Origin of the sequence: Mangrovicoccus sp. HB161399 (assembly GCF_013184745.1) — a bacterium.
GTDB lineage: Bacteria > Pseudomonadota > Alphaproteobacteria > Rhodobacterales > Rhodobacteraceae > Mangrovicoccus.
Genome location: NZ_JAATVU010000002.1, coordinates 20,559 through 36,373, shown reverse-complemented (window position 1 = coordinate 36,373; position 15,815 = coordinate 20,559). Strand labels below are relative to the sequence as shown.

Genomic DNA, 15,815 nt, shown 5'->3' with positions numbered 1-15,815 from the left:
GCATCAGGCGGCGTTGACGACGTCCTTCAGGGCCTTCGCGATGGTGACCTTCACCTGGCGGTCGGCTTCCTTCTTGATCTGCTCGCCGGTGGCCGGGTTGCGGACCATGCGCTCGGGGCGCTCGCGGCAGAAGATCTTGCCGACGCCCGGGAGGGTCACGGCGCCGCCCTTGGCGACCTCGGAGGTGATGATGTCCGCGATTGCGTCGAGCGCAGCGGTCGCGGTCTTCTTGTCGGTCTCCATGGCCTCTGCCACGGCAGCCACGAGCTGGGTCTTGGTCAGCGGTTTGGTCACGGTCATGTTCCTTGTGCCTGTATGGTTCTTGGTTTGGCGCCCACCTTAGAACTAAGGGAATCAGCTACTCAATCGCTTTACAAAGGTTTTCGGCAGGATCGGCGGATTTGCCCACAGAAATTGTGGTCCGGAGGCCTCCGGGGAGCGGTCCGGGGCCGCTCCCCGCGCAGATTTGTTGCAATTATGCACCAGCCTGGCAGCGCTCAGAGGAAGGCCGTTTCGTTGAAGCTGCGCAGTTTCCGGGAATGGATTCGCTCCAGCGGCATGTCGCGCAGGATCTCCATGGCCCGGATCCCGATCCTCAGGTGCCTCGAAACCTGCGTGTTGTAGAAGTCCGAGGCCATGCCGGGCAGCTTCAGCTCGCCGTGCAGCGGCTTGTCCGAGACGCAGAGCAGCGTGCCGTAGGGCACCCGGAAGCGGAAGCCGTTGGCGGCGATCGTGGCGGACTCCATGTCGAGCGCGACGGCACGGCACTGGCTGAGCCGCTTCACCGGGCCGGACTGGTCGCGCAGCTCCCAGTTCCGGTTGTCGATCGTCGCCACCGTGCCGGTGCGCATGATCCGCTTCAGCTCGAAGTCCTTCAGCTCGGTGATTTCCTCCACCGCCTGTTCCAGCGAGGTCTGGATCTCGGCCAGCGCCGGGATCGGCACCCAGACCGGCAGGTCGTCGTCGAGCACGTGGTCCTCGCGCAGATAGGCATGGGCCAGGACGAAATCGCCCAGCCGCTGCGAGTTCCGGAGGCCCGCGCAATGGCCGACCATGATCCAGGCATGCGGGCGCAGCACGGCGATGTGGTCGGTCGCGGTCTTCGCGTTCGACGGGCCGACGCCGATATTGACCAGCGTGATCCCGGCCTGTCCCTCGCGCTTGAGATGGTAGGTCGGCATCTGGGGCATCTTGGCGAGCCGCATCAGCTCGCCCTCGGGGCCGGTGATCTCGGAATTGCCCGGGCCGACGAAGGACGTGTAGCCCGACTCCGGATCGGCCAGCGCCTGGCGCGCGATCGCCTCGAACTCCTCGACATAGAACTGGTAGTTCGTGAACAGCACGTGGTTCTGGAAATGCGAGGGATCGGTGGCGGTGTAATGCGCCAGCCGCGCCAGGGAGTAGTCGATGCGCTGCGCGGTGAAGGGCGCGAAGGGGATCGAGCCGTCCTCCAGCGTCACCGCATAGCCGTTGACGATGTCGTCATTGGTCGTGGCCAGGTCCGGCACGTCGAAGATGTCGCGCAGCGGGAAGTCCAGCGCGCCTTCCTGCGGCACCTTCTGGCCGGCGGCGGCGAAATGGATCGGCATCGGCGTCGTGGACCAGCCGACCTGGATCGGCACGCCGTGGTTGCGCAGCAGCAGGCCGATCTGGGAGGTCAGGTAGCCCTCGAACAGGTCGGGCCGGGTGATGGTCGTGGCATAGCGGCCCGGTTCGGTCACGTGGCCGAAGCTCAGCCGGCTGTCGGCCGAGGCGTAGCTGGTCATCACCGCGCGGACCTCGGGATAGTAGGCGCGGAAGCGCGCCTCCGTCGAGCCGCCGGTGACGGCCGCCGCGAAGCGGTCCGACAGGAAGGCCTTCGCCTCGTCATAGAGCTCCTGGAGGCAGGCCACGGCCTCGGCGGCATCGTTGAAGGTGCGGTGCGGCCGGTCGGGCGGCGTCTCGAGGGGCATGGTCTGGGTCATCGGGTCTCCTGTCGCGGCATTGGGCGCCGGGCCTGGCGGCACGCTGGCACAGTGCCCGCTCGGGAGACAAGTGATAAGCCCATGACGGCGCGCCGCAGGGCAGGCCACAGCAGGAGAGGCATCATGACGATCGTGATTCACCACAACCCGAAATGCGGAACCTCGCGCAAGGCGCTGGAGGCGATCCGCGCCGCGGGGCAGGAGCCCGTCGTGGTCGAGTACCTGAAGACCGGCTGGACGAAGCCGCAGCTGCAGGCGCTGTTCGCGGTGGCCGGGCTCGCGCCTGCCGAGGCGCTGAGGACCAAGGGCGGGCGCGCGGCCGAACTGGGCATCGACGGACCCGGCGCCGATCCGGATGCGATCCTGGATGCGATGGTGGCCGAGCCTGTGCTGGTCGAGCGGCCGATCGTGGCCTCGCCCAAGGGCGTGCGGCTGTGCCGTCCGCTGGACCGCCTGGACGAGATCCTCTGACCGCTCAGGCCGATCCGAGCAGCGTCCCGCCATAGAGCGCGACGGTCTCGATCTTCCTCTGCCGCCAGGCCGCCAGCGCCGCCAGCGCGCGGGCGCGCCCCGCGGCGGTGCTGCGGTCATGGGCGAGAAACGCGTCGAGCCGCGCCCGGTTCTCCTCGGCCAGCAGGTGGCGGCAGGCCTCCAGCGCGGCGATGTTGGCCTCGAACCAGCGGCGCCAGGTCCCCCCGCCGAAGTCGCGGGCGCGCCGGAGCACCGCGCCGAGGCTGAGATTCTCGCCCTGCACGTTCTCGGGGTGCTGGCGGTAGGACATGCATGGCTCGGGATCGTAGAGGATCCGTCCGCCCGCGCCGGTCACCATCAGGTAGCACCACCAGTCGTGATACGGCACGGCTTGCATCCCCGCCGCGCGCATCAGCCGGTGGGCCGCCGGGTTGAGGACGATGGTGTTCCCGGCGACCACGTTCTGCACCAGCGCATTGCCGAAGGCGAAATGGCGGTGGCGCCGCGAAGGTCCGAGCGGGCGCAGCGCCTCGTCGGTCAGCATCGTCCGCCCGCAGGCCAGTGCCGGAATCTCGGGGTCGGTCCCGGCCAGCAGCGCCATCGCGCGCTCCAGCTTGGCGGGAAACCAGACATCGTCCTGGTCGCTCAGCGCGACATGGCCCGGTTCGTCCGTGGCGTTGCAGACGAGATTGAGGAAATTGGCGGCGAAGCCCTGTTGCGGCCCGGCAACGATCCGCGGCGGCCGTCCCGCCGGATCGCGGAAGCGCGCGGCGATGTCCAGCGTGGCATCGCGAGAGCCGTCGTCGCCGATCGCCAGCCGCCAGTTGCTCCAGGTCTGGGCGGAGAAGCTGTCCAGCTGCTCGCCGAGATGCGCGGCGCCGTTGTAGCTGCAGAGCAGGATCGTTATCTCTTCCATCGTGTCTTCCGTTCCCGCCCGTTCCGGAGCTCCGTTATGGCGGAATTCCCGCATGCGGCAAGGGAGGGAATTGCTCCGCAGCCTCCGGAGGTGTACCTGTAAACGCAGGTAAAGTGCGGGGTCGAGATGGCATATGGTGTCCCAAATCCGCTTCCGTTGGCGACGCGGCTCCGCGCCATCGCCCGCGAAGAGGGAACGCGCGCCGCTCTCGGCCGGGTCGCGAATTACGGCCGGATCAGGCTGGCGCAGACCACGGTCGGCAAGGCGGTCGGATTCGGCGCGGCCGCGCGCTCGGTCTATGCGCTGGGGCCGACCTGGCAGCATCTCGCGAAGAACGGCGTCTTCTTCGGCGGCGAACGCGCTGCCGCCCGCCGCCACCTGGCGGTGATCGCCGAGGCCAGCCTGCCGCAATGCACCCGCTACCGCGTCGACCAGATGAGCGGCCTCGCCCGCGCCTGCGGCATGGGGTTCTCCGCGGCCGACCACCGCGACGAGGCGGAGTCCCTGACCGCGCTGCAGATGGCCAGCCACGTGATGCTCTACCGGCTGGAACCGGGCGCGCGGACCTGGATGTATCTCTACGAGGCGCGGCGGCTGGGGCTGCCGGTGCTCTACGACCTCGACGATCCGCTGTTTTCCGTGCCGGCGATCACCGGCTCGCAGGTCAGCCTGCCCGAGATCCTGACCCGCCATTTCGCCGATGCCGCGCCGGGGATCCTCGCGGTGATGGGTGCCTGCGACGCGATCAGCGTCTCGACGCCCGCGCTGATCGAGGCCGTCAGCGCCTTCCTGCCGCGCCCGGTCTACCTGAGGCGCAACTATGCCGATTCCGACATGCTGGCCGATATCGGCGCGGCGGCGCCGGTGGCGGGCGGTCCGGGGCTGACGCTGGCGTTGGCCAGCGGCTCGGACGGGCGGCTGGGCGATCTTGCCGTGGCACGTCCGGCAATCGAGCGGTTCCTTGCGGCGGATCCGGCCCGGCGGCTGATCCTGATCGGCCACGGGCTGGACCACCATGCCGGGCTGGACCCGTCGCTGCTCCGGCAGATCCTCCCGGTGCCCTTCCAGGACTATCCGGCCTATCTGGCCCAGCTGGCCGAGGCCGACGCGGTGCTGGTGCCGCTGGCCAACGATCCCTTCAATCTCTGCAAGAGCGCGGTGCGCGTCTTCGACGCCGCCTCGGCCGGCAGGCCGGTCATTGCCAGCCCGGTCGGCGACCTGCCCGCGGCGGTGCGCCATGGCCGCACCGGCTGGCTGGCGCAGGGCGAGGCGGACTGGGATGCGGCGCTGCAGGCGCTCGCGGCCCGAGAGGACCGCGGGCGGGAGCTGGGCCGTGCGGCGAAGGCGGAACTGCACCGCGAATGGAGCGACCCGGCGGCGGCGCGCGTCACCGATGCCGGGCTCAGGGAGTGGCTCGCGTCGTGACCTCCGCCCGTTTCCGCCACGTTCTCGTGGTCAACGTGCATTTCGATCCCGACAATTACGGAGGGGCGACCATCGTGGCGAAGGAGGTGGCCCGCCACCTCCTGGCCGCGGGCATCCAGGTCAGCGCCGTGGCGACGATGCAGGCCGAGGAGCTGCCGCCCTATGCCGTGGTGCGCAGCCATCGCGACGGCATCGACACGTTCCGCATCAACATGCCGCCGGGCCCGGCGCCGACCCTGCGCTACTGGGACGACCAGATGACCGCGCGGGTGGTGCAGATCGCGTCGCAAGTCGGTGCCGACGTGGCGCATCTGCATTGCCTGCAGGGGCTGGGCGCAGGGCTGATCCCGGGACTGCGCGGCTTCGGACTGCCGGTGGTTCTGTCGGTGCATGACTTCTGGTGGCTGTGCCAGCGGCAGTTCATGGTGCAGCCCGACGGGCGCTATTGCGGCCAGGACCCGGTGCGGCTGGGCCAGTGCGTCGGCTGCGTCTCGGGCCGGGCGCAGCTGAACGAACGCAACCAGAAGCTCTTCGCCGCGGTTCGCCAGGCCGATCTGGTGACGTTCCCCAGCGCCTTCGCGCACGGACTGTCGCTGCGCTCGGGCCTGCCCGCGCGGCGCAGCGCGATCCTGGAAAACGGCATCAACCACCCCGGCCCGGGCTTCTTCGACGACCAGGCACAGCGGCGGGCCGCCTCGTCCGAGCTGACCTTCGGCTTTGTCGGCGGTCCTTCGGCGGTGAAGGGCTGGCCGCTGGTGCGCGAGGCCTTCAAGCGGCTCGACCGCGCCGATTTCCGCGGGGTCGTGGTCGACGGCTCGCTCGACGGAAGCTGGTGGCGCCCGAGCATGTTCCAGGGCATGCGCGGGCGCTGGAACATCCATCCGCGCTTCGAGCAGGCGGCCGGGCTCGACCAGTTCTACGCGTCGATCGACGTGCTGCTGTTCCTGTCGCAGTGGCGCGAGACCTTCGGCCTGGTGGTGCGCGAAGCGATCAGCCGCGGCGTGCGGGTGATCCAGACCGAGGGCGGCGGCGCGACCGAGCACCGGGCCAAGTCCCGGCGGCTGCCGATCGGCGCCAGCCCCGAGGAGCTGTCCGAGATCCTCGGGCAGGAGCTGCAGAACCGCGACGGCCATCCGGATCCCGTGCCCTGCCGCAGCTTTGCCGATCAGGCGGAGGAGCTTATGGTGCTCCTGGAAACGCTGTGATGCCGGACAGACCCCCGAAACGAGAAGGAGCGCGGACGCCTTGAACCTGCTGAACGCCTTTGCCCGCATGCCGCGCGTCGTCGGCGCGCTCATCCTGCGCGAGATGGCAACGACCTACGGCAAGTCGCCCGGGGGCTATCTCTGGGCCGTGCTGGAGCCGACGCTCGGCATCGTCGTGCTGTCCTTCGGCTTCCAGCTGCTTGTCAGGACGCCGCCGGTCGGGGACAACTTCATGCTGTTCTACGCGACCGGCATCCTGCCCTTCATGATGTACTCGAACCTGCAGGCGAAGATCTCCGGCTCGATCTCCTTCTCGAAATCGCTGCTGGCCTATCCCAGCGTGACCTTCATCGACGCGATCCTGGCGCGGTTCCTGCTCAACGCGCTGATGCAGGTGCTGGTCTTCTACATCGTGCTCGGCGCCATCATGCTCATCTACCGTCCGGAGATGATCCTGGACATCCCGCGGATCGCCCTGGCGCTGTTCATGATCATGCTGCTGGCGCTCGGGGTCGGGCTTCTGAACTGCTTCCTGTTCTCCTTCTATCCCCTCTGGAAGCAGCTCTGGGCGATTGCGACGCGGCCGCTGATGATCTGTTCCGGCGTCTTCTTCACCTACGATTCGATGCCCGACGTGCTGAAGGACTGGCTGTGGTACAACCCGATCCTGCAGATCGTCGGGATCATGCGGTCGGGGGTCTACTACCAGTACGACGCCTCCTACGTGTCGCTCATGTACATCACGCTCTTTGCGACCATTCCCGCGCTGGCCGGACTATTTTTCCTCAACCGCTATTACCGTGTTATCCTCTACGAAATGTAGCGGCCCGCGGGCTCCGGCCCCGAACGGTTCCGCCCTGCCGGGCATGCGCGGTCATGACAGGTTGCGCATGACGGGTGCGGCAGGGCCTAATTCAACCCGTGAAGCATGAGCGTGGACCACAGTGAACAGCCCCCGAGCCGCCCAGGGCGGTAACCCCCCCGAGGCCCAGCAGGGCAAGAGCGAAGACGCCGAAGTGACGCCCGAGGTGATTTCCGGCAAGCCGGGTCCCGCCCGGCGCGGTCCGGGCGGCCAGGGGCCCGGTGGCCAGGGTGCCGGACCCGGAGGGCCCGGCAGGCGGCCCGGCGGTCCGGGCGGCGGCGGGAACGGCCCGCGCAAGGGCATGAAGGGCAGCAACGTGCCCGCCACGGTCGAAAGCCATCCGGTGCCGGCGCGCACGCCCGACGCGCCGCTCCCCGCGGCGCCCGGGCGCGGCGGCGGCGGCGGCCGCAAGCCGCCCCTGAACCGCGTCAGCATGGCGCCCGTTCCGCGGGCGCGGCTGCGCCACCGCCACCGCTACCTGTTCTACACCTTCCTGCTGATGGTGGTTCTGCCGGCCGCGGCGGCCTTCTACTATCTCTACGAGCATGCGCAGGACCGCTATGCCTCGAATTCGGCCTTCTTCGTCCACAAGGAAGACACCACGAATTCGATGGAAACCGTCTTCGGCCTGTCCGCGCTCGGCGCCGGATCGGGCACCACGCCCGATGCCGATGTGCTCTACCAGTTCATCCAGTCGCAGCGCATGGTCGAGATCGCCGACCAGAAGCTGGACCTGAAGGCGATGTACAGCCCGCACCACGACGTCGATCCGGTCTTCGCGATGAAGCCCGACGCGACCATCGAGGACATGGTCGACTACTGGAGCCGGGTGGTGAAGCTGATCTACGAGGCGGATACCGGGCTGATCACCCTCGAGGTGCAGGCCTTCACGCCCGAGGACGCGCAGAAGCTGTCGCAGGTCATCCTCGACGAGAGCGCGACCCTGATCAACGATCTCAGCCGGATTTCCGAGGGCGACGCGATCGACGAGGCGAAGCAGGACCTTACCATCGCCGAGGAGCGTCTGAAGAAGGCGCGGGTGGCCGTTGCGGAATTCCGCGGCAGCAGCCAGTTCGTCGATCCTTCGGCCGTGGTGGCCGGGCAGGAGGGCGTGATCTCCGCGCTGGAATCCCGCCTCGCCGAAGAGATGATCTCCCGCGATGCGCTGGTCGGCACCACGACGCGCGAGGACGACCCGCGGCTGGAGCGCGCCGACCGCATGATCGAGGCGATCCGCCAGCGCATCGCCGACGAGCGCGCCAATGTCGGCAGCGACCAGGCACCGGCCGTGGGCACCTACGAGGAGCTTCTGGTCGACCGGCAATTCGCCGAGCAGGCCTATACCGCGGCGCTCGGGGCCTACGATTCCGCCGTGGCCGAGGCGCGCCGCAAGAGCCGCTACCTTGCCGTGCACATCAAGCCGACCCTCGCGGCCAGCTCGATCTATCCGCAGCGCATCACCCTCGGGCTGACCTGCGTCGGGTTCCTCACGGTGGTCTGGGGCATCGCCATGCTGGTCCTCATGTCGGTCCGCGACAGGCGCTGAGAGGGCTGGACCGATGTTCGCCCGTTTCCGCTCCGGCAGGAATCCAGATGCGGCCCCGGACTCCGGCCCGGTCCTGAGGAAGGGCGCCCGCCCGCCCGGAGGCCGCGGTTCCGTGCGCTTCGTGTCGCTCACCAAGAGCTACCCGGTCAGCGGCAGGGAGCGGAAGTACATCATCCGCGACAGCTCCGTGCTGTTTCCGGCGGGCAGCAAGGTTGCGCTCCTGGGCCATAACGGCACCGGCAAGTCGACCATGATGCGGATGATTTCCGGGGCGCAGGACTACGATTCCGGCCAGATCATCCGCAACGGCGCCATCTCCTGGCTGATCGGCTTCGCCGGTGCCTTCCACAACGACCTGACCGGCGCGCAGAATGCCCGCTTCGTCGCGCGCGTGCATGGGATCGACACCGATGCCATGGTGGACTTCGTCAGCGATTTCAGCGAGCTCGGGGACTACATGCACATGCCGCTGCGGACCTATTCCTCGGGCATGCGCTCCCGTCTCGCCTTCGCGGTGTCGATGGGCGTGCCCTTCGACTGCTATCTCGTGGACGAGGTCACCTCGGTCGGGGACAAGCGGTTCCGCGAGAAATGCGCCGAGACCTTCCACACGCGGCTGCGCGAGTCGAGTGCCATCATGGCCACCCACAACCTGTCCCAGATCAAGGGGGTCTGCGACATGGCCGCGGTGCTGCACGAGGGCCATCTCACGCTCTATTCCGACGTCGAGGAGGGGCTCGAGATCCACAAGGCCAACCAGAGAGACAGCGGATAATGACGGCGCCGGTCCTGGTCCTGGGGTCTTCCGGCCGTGCCGGGCGGCTGCTGCGCGGTGCCTGGCGCACTGCAGCCGGCATGCCCGCGGTTTTCCATGCGCGCAGCCCGGGTCCCGGCATCGGGCTGGCGGGGCCATGCGGGCCGGAGCTTGCGCCGCAAGTCGGGTTCGTGCCCTCCGCGCTGCTGGTCCTGTCCGGCGTCACCTCGGGCAGCGGCGAAGAGCTTTCCGGAAACACCCGCCTGGCGCTGGCCGGGCTGGAGCTTGGCGCCGCGCTGGGGACGCCGCTGGTCCTGCTCTGCTCTTCGGCCGCCGTCTACCGGCCCGGCAGTTCCGCGGCGCCCTTCTCCGAGACCGGACCCGCCGAGCCGGAACGGCCCTATGGCCGGTCCAAGCTCGAGATGGAACTCGCTGCCGCCGCCTGGACGGAGGCGCATCCGGAAGGACCGCGGGTGCTGTGCCTGCGCCTGTCGAACATCGCCGGGGCCGACATGCTCGGCGAGGCCGTGCGCCGGGCGGCACCTGAGGCGCCGCTGCGGCTCGACCGGTTCGCCGCCGGCACGGGGCCGCGCCGCAGCTATCTTTCGCCGGTCACTTTCGCGCGGGCCGTTGCCGCCGCCGCGGCCGCCCCGCCCGAAGGGCGCTTCGGGATCGTCAACCTTGCCGAGCCCGGCGGCGAAACCGGGATGGGCGACCTTCTCGAGGCGCTGTGCACGCTCGGCCATCCGGTGCCCTGGCAGTGGCAGGACGCTCCGGGCGGCGCAGTGCCGAGCCTGGCGCTCGATCTCGCGCGGATGCGGGCGCTCTGGCCGGGCCTCGCCACCACGGGGGCCACCGCCGAGGCGCTTGCCGCGGATTGGCTGCTGGCGGGAGGAGGACGGCCGTGACCCCGCAAAAGCGGCTTCTCGATCTCGCCATCTGCGTCTTGCTGCTGGTGCCGGTCCTTCCGGTTCTGGCGGTGATCTCCGTGCTTGTGCTGCTGATCGACGGCCGGCCGGTCTTCTACCTGTCGGAGCGGATGAAGACCGCCGAGGAAGGCTTCACGCTGGTCAAGTTCCGCACCATGACTGTCGACCCGAAGCGGGGCGGCGTGACCGGCGGCGACAAGGCGGACCAGATCACCCGGACCGGCCGCTGGCTGCGCGCCGTCCGGCTCGACGAGCTGCCGCAGATCTGGAACGTGCTGCGCGGCGATCTCAGTTTTGTCGGTCCGCGCCCGCCGCTCCGGCGCTATGTCGAAGCCGCGCCGGAACTTTACCGGGAGGTGCTGGCCTGCCGCCCGGGAATCACCGGGCTCGCAACGCTGCATTTCCACCGGCACGAGGGACGGCTTCTTGCTGATTGCGCCAGCGCCGAGGAAACCGACCGTGTCTATCGCCGCCGCTGCGTGCCGCGGAAGGCCCGGATCGACCTGATCTACAGGAAAAACCGGTCGATCTGCCTGGACTTTCTTATACTTATGCAAACTTTTTGTGCAGTGCTTCCCGGCTTTCGGCTGAAATCAACCTAGCTATGCAATTTTCCCGCACGGCATTTCTGCGGCGCAGAATACAAGTGCGGAATGCTGACTTGATTGGTAAAATCTTAATGAGCTGGCGGGAGGGCGGGCGCGAGGTGCCCGCGGAGCGGCAGGGAAGGTCTCCCGCGCGATTGTTTGGAAAGGATGCGACGAACTGTGGCGGTGATCAGGGCTGACTACCCGATCTTAAGCAACTTTGTTCCATTGATTTGACAGTCGATATCTGTTGTTTCCCCGGGAGAAAGCCGGGAAGAGCTTGTTGCAGGTGATGGAAGGCTAGAGTGGACCGCGAAGATCAGAGCATTTACGGGTTGGTCAGTTCGCTGACCATGATGCAGAAGCGGTGGATTCTCGTTGGTTTCGACGTCTGCATCGTTCCGGCAGCGCTGCTGCTGGCGAATTTCTTCCGGGGCGGGGCCGCAGATCCTTCGGTCGCCTTCCTCGAAAACTGGTCGATCGCCATCGCGCTGATGGTTTTCGCCGCGATGGTGTCGCTGTTCCTCGGCCTGCCGCGGATCCGGCTGAACGGGTTCGAGGCCAACGGCGTCCATCTGGCCTTTGCCTACGCCGTGCTGGTCTCGGTGGTCGGCGCCTCGCTCAACGGGATGGTGGACCACGCGCTGCCCTGGTCGACCTTCCTCAATTTCGGGCTCATTCTGTTCATCGGCGTGGTCGGGTCCCGGGTGCTTCTGCGCTTCGTGCTGCTCAGCATCCTCAGCCGCCGCCATCCGCGCAGCGCTGTGCTGATCTACGGCGCCGGGCGCACGGGCATCCAGCTGGCCAACGCCCTGCGCCATGACGCCTTCGTGGTTCCGGTCGGCTTCGTCGACGACAACCCGGCGCTGCACCGCGTCTTCGTCTCCGGCCTGCCGGTCTGGGCGCCGATCGAACTGCCCCGCATCGTTTCGGAAAAGAGCGTTTCCAAGGTGCTGCTCGCCATGCCGTCGCTGTCGGCGGTGAAGCGGTCGCGCATCCACCACCAGCTGGTCCCGCTCGGCGTCGACGTGCAGGCGCTTCCCTCCTTCGCGCAGCTGACCGGCGAGGAGCCGCTGCCGTCGAAGCTGGCTCCGGTCAGCCCGGCCGATTTCCTCCAGCGCAAGTCCTTCCAGAGCGACATGTCGCTGGCCCGCGGCACCTTCCGCAACCGCACCGTCATGGTGACCGGGGCGGGCGGTTCCATCGGCTCCGAGCTTTGCCGCCAGCTGCTGGCGCTGGCGCCCAAGCGGCTGGTCATGTTCGAGGCAAGCGAGCTGGCGCTCTACAGCATCGACCTGGAACTGCGCGGCCTGTTCACCGACGTGGAACTGGTCCCGGTGCTCGGCTCGGTCACCGACGAGACGCTGTGCCGGACGGTCATGGCGCGTGAGGGCGTGCAGATCCTGCTGCATGCGGCCGCCTACAAGCATGTGCCGCTGGTCGAAACCAACCCGATCGCCGGGCTGCGGAACAACGTGCTGGGCACCAAGGCGCTGGCCGATGCCGCGCGCGACAGCGGGGTGGAGCGGTTCATTCTCGTCTCGTCCGACAAGGCGGTGCGGCCGACCAATGTCATGGGCGCCTCCAAGCGGCTGTCGGAACTGATCATCCAGGACATGGCCACCCGGCCGGGACCGCTTTTCTCCATGGTGCGGTTCGGCAACGTGCTGGGCTCGTCCGGGTCGGTGATCCCGCTTTTCCAGGACCAGATCGCCAATGGCGGACCGGTGACGCTGACCCACGAGTCCGTGACGCGCTATTTCATGACCATCGACGAGGCGGCGCGGCTCCTGCTGATTTCCAGCGCGCTGACCTCGGGCGGGGATGTCTTCGTGCTGGACATGGGCAAGCCGGTGGCGATCATCGACCTCGCGCGCCAGATGATCGAGGCGGCGGGCTACACCGTGCGCGATGCCGAGCATCCCGAGGGCGACATCGAGATAAGCGTCACCGGGCTCCGTCCGGGCGAGAAGATGCACGAGGAGCTGCTGATCGGCGACGGAAGGATGACGACGAAGCATCCCAAGATCACCCGCGCGCGCGAATCCAGCCTGTCGGAGATCGAGGTTGCCACCTTCCTGCGCGACCTGCGCGAGGCGATCGAGGACAACGACACTGGCGCCGCCCGCGCGGTGCTGGCCCGCTGGGTCGAGGGCGCGATGGCCGACAACAGCCAGCGGCAGGCCTGACGGCATCGGCAGGCTGCACGCGAAGCGTGTGAAAAATGGCACAAGCCGAAATGGGCTCCGACGGGACGGATGGCGGATGTTGCAGTGCGTTTCCCTTCGGTCGACAGTCGGGCAAGATGTTTGAGGTAGGTAGATCGTGAACGGCAAGGCTGCGTTCAGAACAGGGCTCCGGGCCGGAGGTCCGGTTCTTTCCTTACTCCTGGCCAGCACGGCCGCTGCACAGGAATTCCGGCCGTCCGACTGGCCCACCATGAGCATGTACAACGTGCCCGGCGCGATCGAAATGCCGAACGCCTTCTCCAAGCCGGACGGCGAACTGTCCTTCACCATTTCGAATTTCGCCGGAATGACCCGCTACCAGTTCGGCGCGCAGGTCCATCCCCGGCTGTACGGCGGGTTCCGCTACACCGAGATCCAGGATTTCGACTCCGCGGGCTTCAGCACCTACTACGACCGCAGCTTCGACCTGCGCTTCACTGCGATCGAGGAAAGCGGGCTGGTCCCGGCGGTAACGATCGGCCTGCAGGACTTCATCGGCACCGGCATCTACGGCGCGGAATACGTCGTTGCCTCCAAGCATGTGGGCACCGGCATCCGCGTCTCGGCAGGGGCGGGCTGGGGACGGCTGGCGGGCAATTCGGTGCTGACGGGCTTCGGCGAGCGGCCCGCGCTCACCCCGGATGATGTGGCTGAGGGCGGCGAAGCCAATTTCGACACGCTGTTCCGCGGCGAGATCGGCGCCTTCGGCTCGATCGAGTGGCAGGTCCGCGACAACCTCGTGCTGAAGGCGGAATATTCCAGCGACCACTACACGCTGGAATCGGAATCGCTGGGGATTTTCGACCGCGACTCGCCCCTGAACTTCGGTGCGACCTACCAGACCAAGGGCGGCACCGAGATCTCGGGCTACTACATGTACGGCTCGCAATTGGGCGTTTCGCTGGCCTTCAACTTCAACCCGGACCGGCCGCCGACCGGCGGCTCTCTGGACGGCGCGCCTTTCCCGATCACGCCGCGCCCGTCGCGCGCGGCCGCCCCGGAAGCCTATTCCACCGCCTGGAGCGAAAGCGAGGCCGGCCGCCAGGCCGTCGAGGCCCGCCTCGGCGAGGTGCTGCTGCTCGAGCGGCTGGAGATGGAAGGGCTGAAGATCGACGGCACCCATGCCACGCTCTACCTGCGCAATTCCGGCTACGGCGCCGAGCCCCAGGCCCTGGGCCGGGCGGCGCGGCTGATGGCGACCGTGCTGCCGCCGTCGGTGGAGGTCTTCACCATCGTGCCGATGACGGCGGGAATGGCGCTTCCGGCCTTCACCTTCCGGCGCACCGACCTGGAACGCTACGAGGTCGCTCCCGACGGGACGGAGCGCATGCTGGCCGCGGCCGCGGCCGCGGTCACCGGCACGCCGGCGCCGATGGCGCGCGCCGACGAGGCGTTCGGCTTTTACCCGCGCTTCCAGTGGCTGCTGGAGCCCTACATGCGCACCAGCCTGTTCGACCCTGACAACCCGTTCCGCGCGGATCTGGGCCTGCGCCTCGGCGCGGGAAGCGAACTGGCCAAGGGGCTGATCGTGTCGGGCTCGGTGACCAAGAAGGTTGTGGGCAATCTCGACCAGAACTCGCGCGAGTCCGACAGCGTGCTGCCGCATGTCCGCTCGGATTTCCCGCTCTACGATTCAGAGGGCGATCCGGGGATCGAGACGCTGCAGGCGGCCTATTACTTCCGGCCCGGGCAGAACCTCTACGGCCGGATGACGGCGGGCTATCTCGAGCAGATGTTTGCCGGCGTCTCGTCGGAGATGCTCTGGGCGCCCTATGACACGCCCTTCGCCTTCGGCGCGGAACTCAACTACGTCAAGCAGCGCGACTATGACGGCGGCTTCGGCCTGCAGGATTACGACGTGGTGACCGGGCACGGCTCGGTCTACTACCGCTACGACGACTACCTGGCAGAGGTCGATGTCGGCCGCTACCTGGCCGGCGACGACGGCGCCACGCTGAAGCTGGAGCGGGTCTATGCCAACGGCTGGAAGGTCGGCGCCTTCGCCACCTTCACGGACGTCTCCGCCTCGGATTACGGCGAAGGCTCGTTCGACAAGGGCATCACGCTGACGATCCCGCTGGGCTGGTTCAGCGGCCGGTCCTCGACGGCGGTGCCGCAATTCACCATGCGCCCGCTGCAGCGCGACGGCGGCGCCCGCCTGAACGTCAACGGCCGCCTCTATGGCCTGGTCGAGCCGGGGCGGCAGGATCGGATCGAAGATCAGTGGGGACGGTTCTGGCGATGAAGACGCGGAAGCTCGGACTTGCGGCGGTTCTTGCGGCGTCGCTCCTCGCGGCCTGCGGGAACGCGCCGGTGGATACCTCCATCAACTCGATCATCAGCGGCTCGCTGCAGACGATCGGCGCGGCCATCTTCCCGCCGCCGCCGCGCGAGGGGCCGGTGGTCACCCGCGCCCAGGTGGAGGCGGCGGCCGTGCCGCTGATCATGGTCGACATGGAAGTGACCGGCGACCAGGCGACGGCCATCGTCTTCGGCAACAACGGCAATGCGGTGACCTGGATCACGCTGAACGGCGTCACCTTCACGCTGAAGAACGGCGCGCTGTTCTCGACGCGCGGCCTCGGGCCGGATTTGCTGACCGCCACGACCAAGGGGCTGGCGGATGCGCTGCCGCGGCGCGCAACGGCACGCTATGCCCGCGACCTGCGCTTCATTGCCGGGGACGAGAGCATCCTGAAGGACCGGTTCTTCTGCGAGCTGGTCAACGAAGGGCCCGAGGACCGCGTGGTGCTGCAGGTCCGCCATTCCGCGACGCGGATGCGCGAAAGCTGCTACGCGATGGAAAGCGGCCGGGATTTCACCAACATCTACTGGGTGGGCGCGGACGGCATCGTCTGGGACAGCCGCCAGTGGATCAGCGAAATGGCCGGCTACGTGGAGATCCGGCGCCTCTACCGCTGAGGCGCC

General features: G+C 68.0%; 14 protein-coding genes. 11 read left to right on the top strand and 3 right to left on the bottom strand.

Annotated elements, in window-relative coordinates:
- Nucleotides 1–3: 3 nt before the first annotated feature.
- Both HCC78_RS01550 and HCC78_RS01545 read right to left on the bottom strand, forming a co-directional pair.
- The gene (locus tag HCC78_RS01550) at nt 4–294 is read right to left on the bottom strand and encodes an HU family DNA-binding protein (protein ID WP_172326979.1); all 291 of its coding nucleotides are present in this window, start codon (nt 292–294) and stop codon (nt 4–6) included.
- 203 nt (nt 295–497) lie between these two features.
- Nucleotides 498–1,964 (bottom strand): AMP nucleosidase, encoded by a 1,467-nt coding sequence (locus tag HCC78_RS01545; RefSeq protein WP_172326978.1) that lies wholly within the window; start codon nt 1,962–1,964, stop codon nt 498–500.
- A gap of 123 nt (nt 1,965–2,087) precedes the next feature.
- Between HCC78_RS01545 and arsC the strand changes: the two genes are divergently transcribed.
- Nucleotides 2,088–2,435: an arsenate reductase (glutaredoxin) gene (gene arsC, locus HCC78_RS01540; protein ID WP_172326977.1), complete on the top strand. Its 348-nt coding sequence runs from the start codon at nt 2,088–2,090 to the stop codon at nt 2,433–2,435.
- Between the two features lie 4 nt (nt 2,436–2,439).
- On the opposite strand, the gene HCC78_RS01535 is transcribed toward arsC, so the two are convergent.
- Nucleotides 2,440–3,351: a glycosyltransferase gene (locus tag HCC78_RS01535; RefSeq protein WP_172326976.1), complete on the bottom strand. Its 912-nt coding sequence runs from the start codon at nt 3,349–3,351 to the stop codon at nt 2,440–2,442.
- A gap of 156 nt (nt 3,352–3,507) precedes the next feature.
- On the opposite strand from HCC78_RS01535, the gene HCC78_RS01530 reads away from it, so the two are divergent.
- The 10 genes from HCC78_RS01530 to HCC78_RS01485 all read left to right on the top strand — a co-directional run bounded on the left by HCC78_RS01530 (nt 3,508) and on the right by HCC78_RS01485 (nt 15,809).
- Complete coding sequence (locus HCC78_RS01530; protein WP_172326975.1) at nt 3,508–4,776, top strand: glycosyltransferase; 1,269 nt, start codon at nt 3,508–3,510, stop codon at nt 4,774–4,776.
- Nucleotides 4,773–5,981 carry a glycosyltransferase gene (locus HCC78_RS01525; RefSeq protein ID WP_172326974.1) on the top strand — a complete coding sequence of 403 codons (1,209 nt, stop codon included), beginning with the start codon at nt 4,773–4,775 and terminating at the stop codon, nt 5,979–5,981. The genes HCC78_RS01530 and HCC78_RS01525 overlap by 4 nt, the downstream gene beginning before the upstream one ends.
- Nucleotides 5,982–6,021: 40 nt before the next feature.
- On the top strand, nt 6,022–6,804 hold the full coding sequence (locus HCC78_RS01520) for an ABC transporter permease (protein ID WP_253948993.1): 783 nt from the start codon (nt 6,022–6,024) through the stop codon (nt 6,802–6,804).
- A gap of 121 nt (nt 6,805–6,925) precedes the next feature.
- Nucleotides 6,926–8,389, top strand: coding sequence for a hypothetical protein (locus tag HCC78_RS01515; RefSeq protein ID WP_172326946.1), 1,464 nt, complete (start codon nt 6,926–6,928; stop codon nt 8,387–8,389).
- A gap of 112 nt (nt 8,390–8,501) precedes the next feature.
- Complete coding sequence (locus HCC78_RS01510; protein ID WP_371743758.1) at nt 8,502–9,164, top strand: ABC transporter ATP-binding protein; 663 nt, start codon at nt 8,502–8,504, stop codon at nt 9,162–9,164.
- Nucleotides 9,164–10,051, top strand: a complete 888-nt coding sequence (locus HCC78_RS01505; protein ID WP_172326972.1) for an NAD(P)-dependent oxidoreductase — start codon at nt 9,164–9,166, stop codon at nt 10,049–10,051. Before HCC78_RS01510 ends, HCC78_RS01505 begins: the two co-directional genes overlap by 1 nt.
- Nucleotides 10,048–10,674 (top strand): sugar transferase, encoded by a 627-nt coding sequence (locus HCC78_RS01500; RefSeq protein WP_172326971.1) that lies wholly within the window; start codon nt 10,048–10,050, stop codon nt 10,672–10,674. The genes HCC78_RS01505 and HCC78_RS01500 overlap by 4 nt, the downstream gene beginning before the upstream one ends.
- Before the next feature lie 338 nt (nt 10,675–11,012).
- Nucleotides 11,013–12,848 carry a nucleoside-diphosphate sugar epimerase/dehydratase gene (locus tag HCC78_RS01495; RefSeq protein WP_172327118.1) on the top strand — a complete coding sequence of 612 codons (1,836 nt, stop codon included), beginning with the start codon at nt 11,013–11,015 and terminating at the stop codon, nt 12,846–12,848.
- A 250-nt stretch (nt 12,849–13,098) separates the two neighbouring features.
- Nucleotides 13,099–15,132, top strand: a complete 2,034-nt coding sequence (locus HCC78_RS01490; RefSeq protein WP_172326970.1) for a YjbH domain-containing protein — start codon at nt 13,099–13,101, stop codon at nt 15,130–15,132.
- On the top strand, nt 15,129–15,809 hold the full coding sequence (locus HCC78_RS01485; protein WP_172326969.1) for a YjbF family lipoprotein: 681 nt from the start codon (nt 15,129–15,131) through the stop codon (nt 15,807–15,809). The genes HCC78_RS01490 and HCC78_RS01485 overlap by 4 nt, the downstream gene beginning before the upstream one ends.
- The last annotated feature ends 6 nt before the right edge of the window (nt 15,810–15,815 follow it).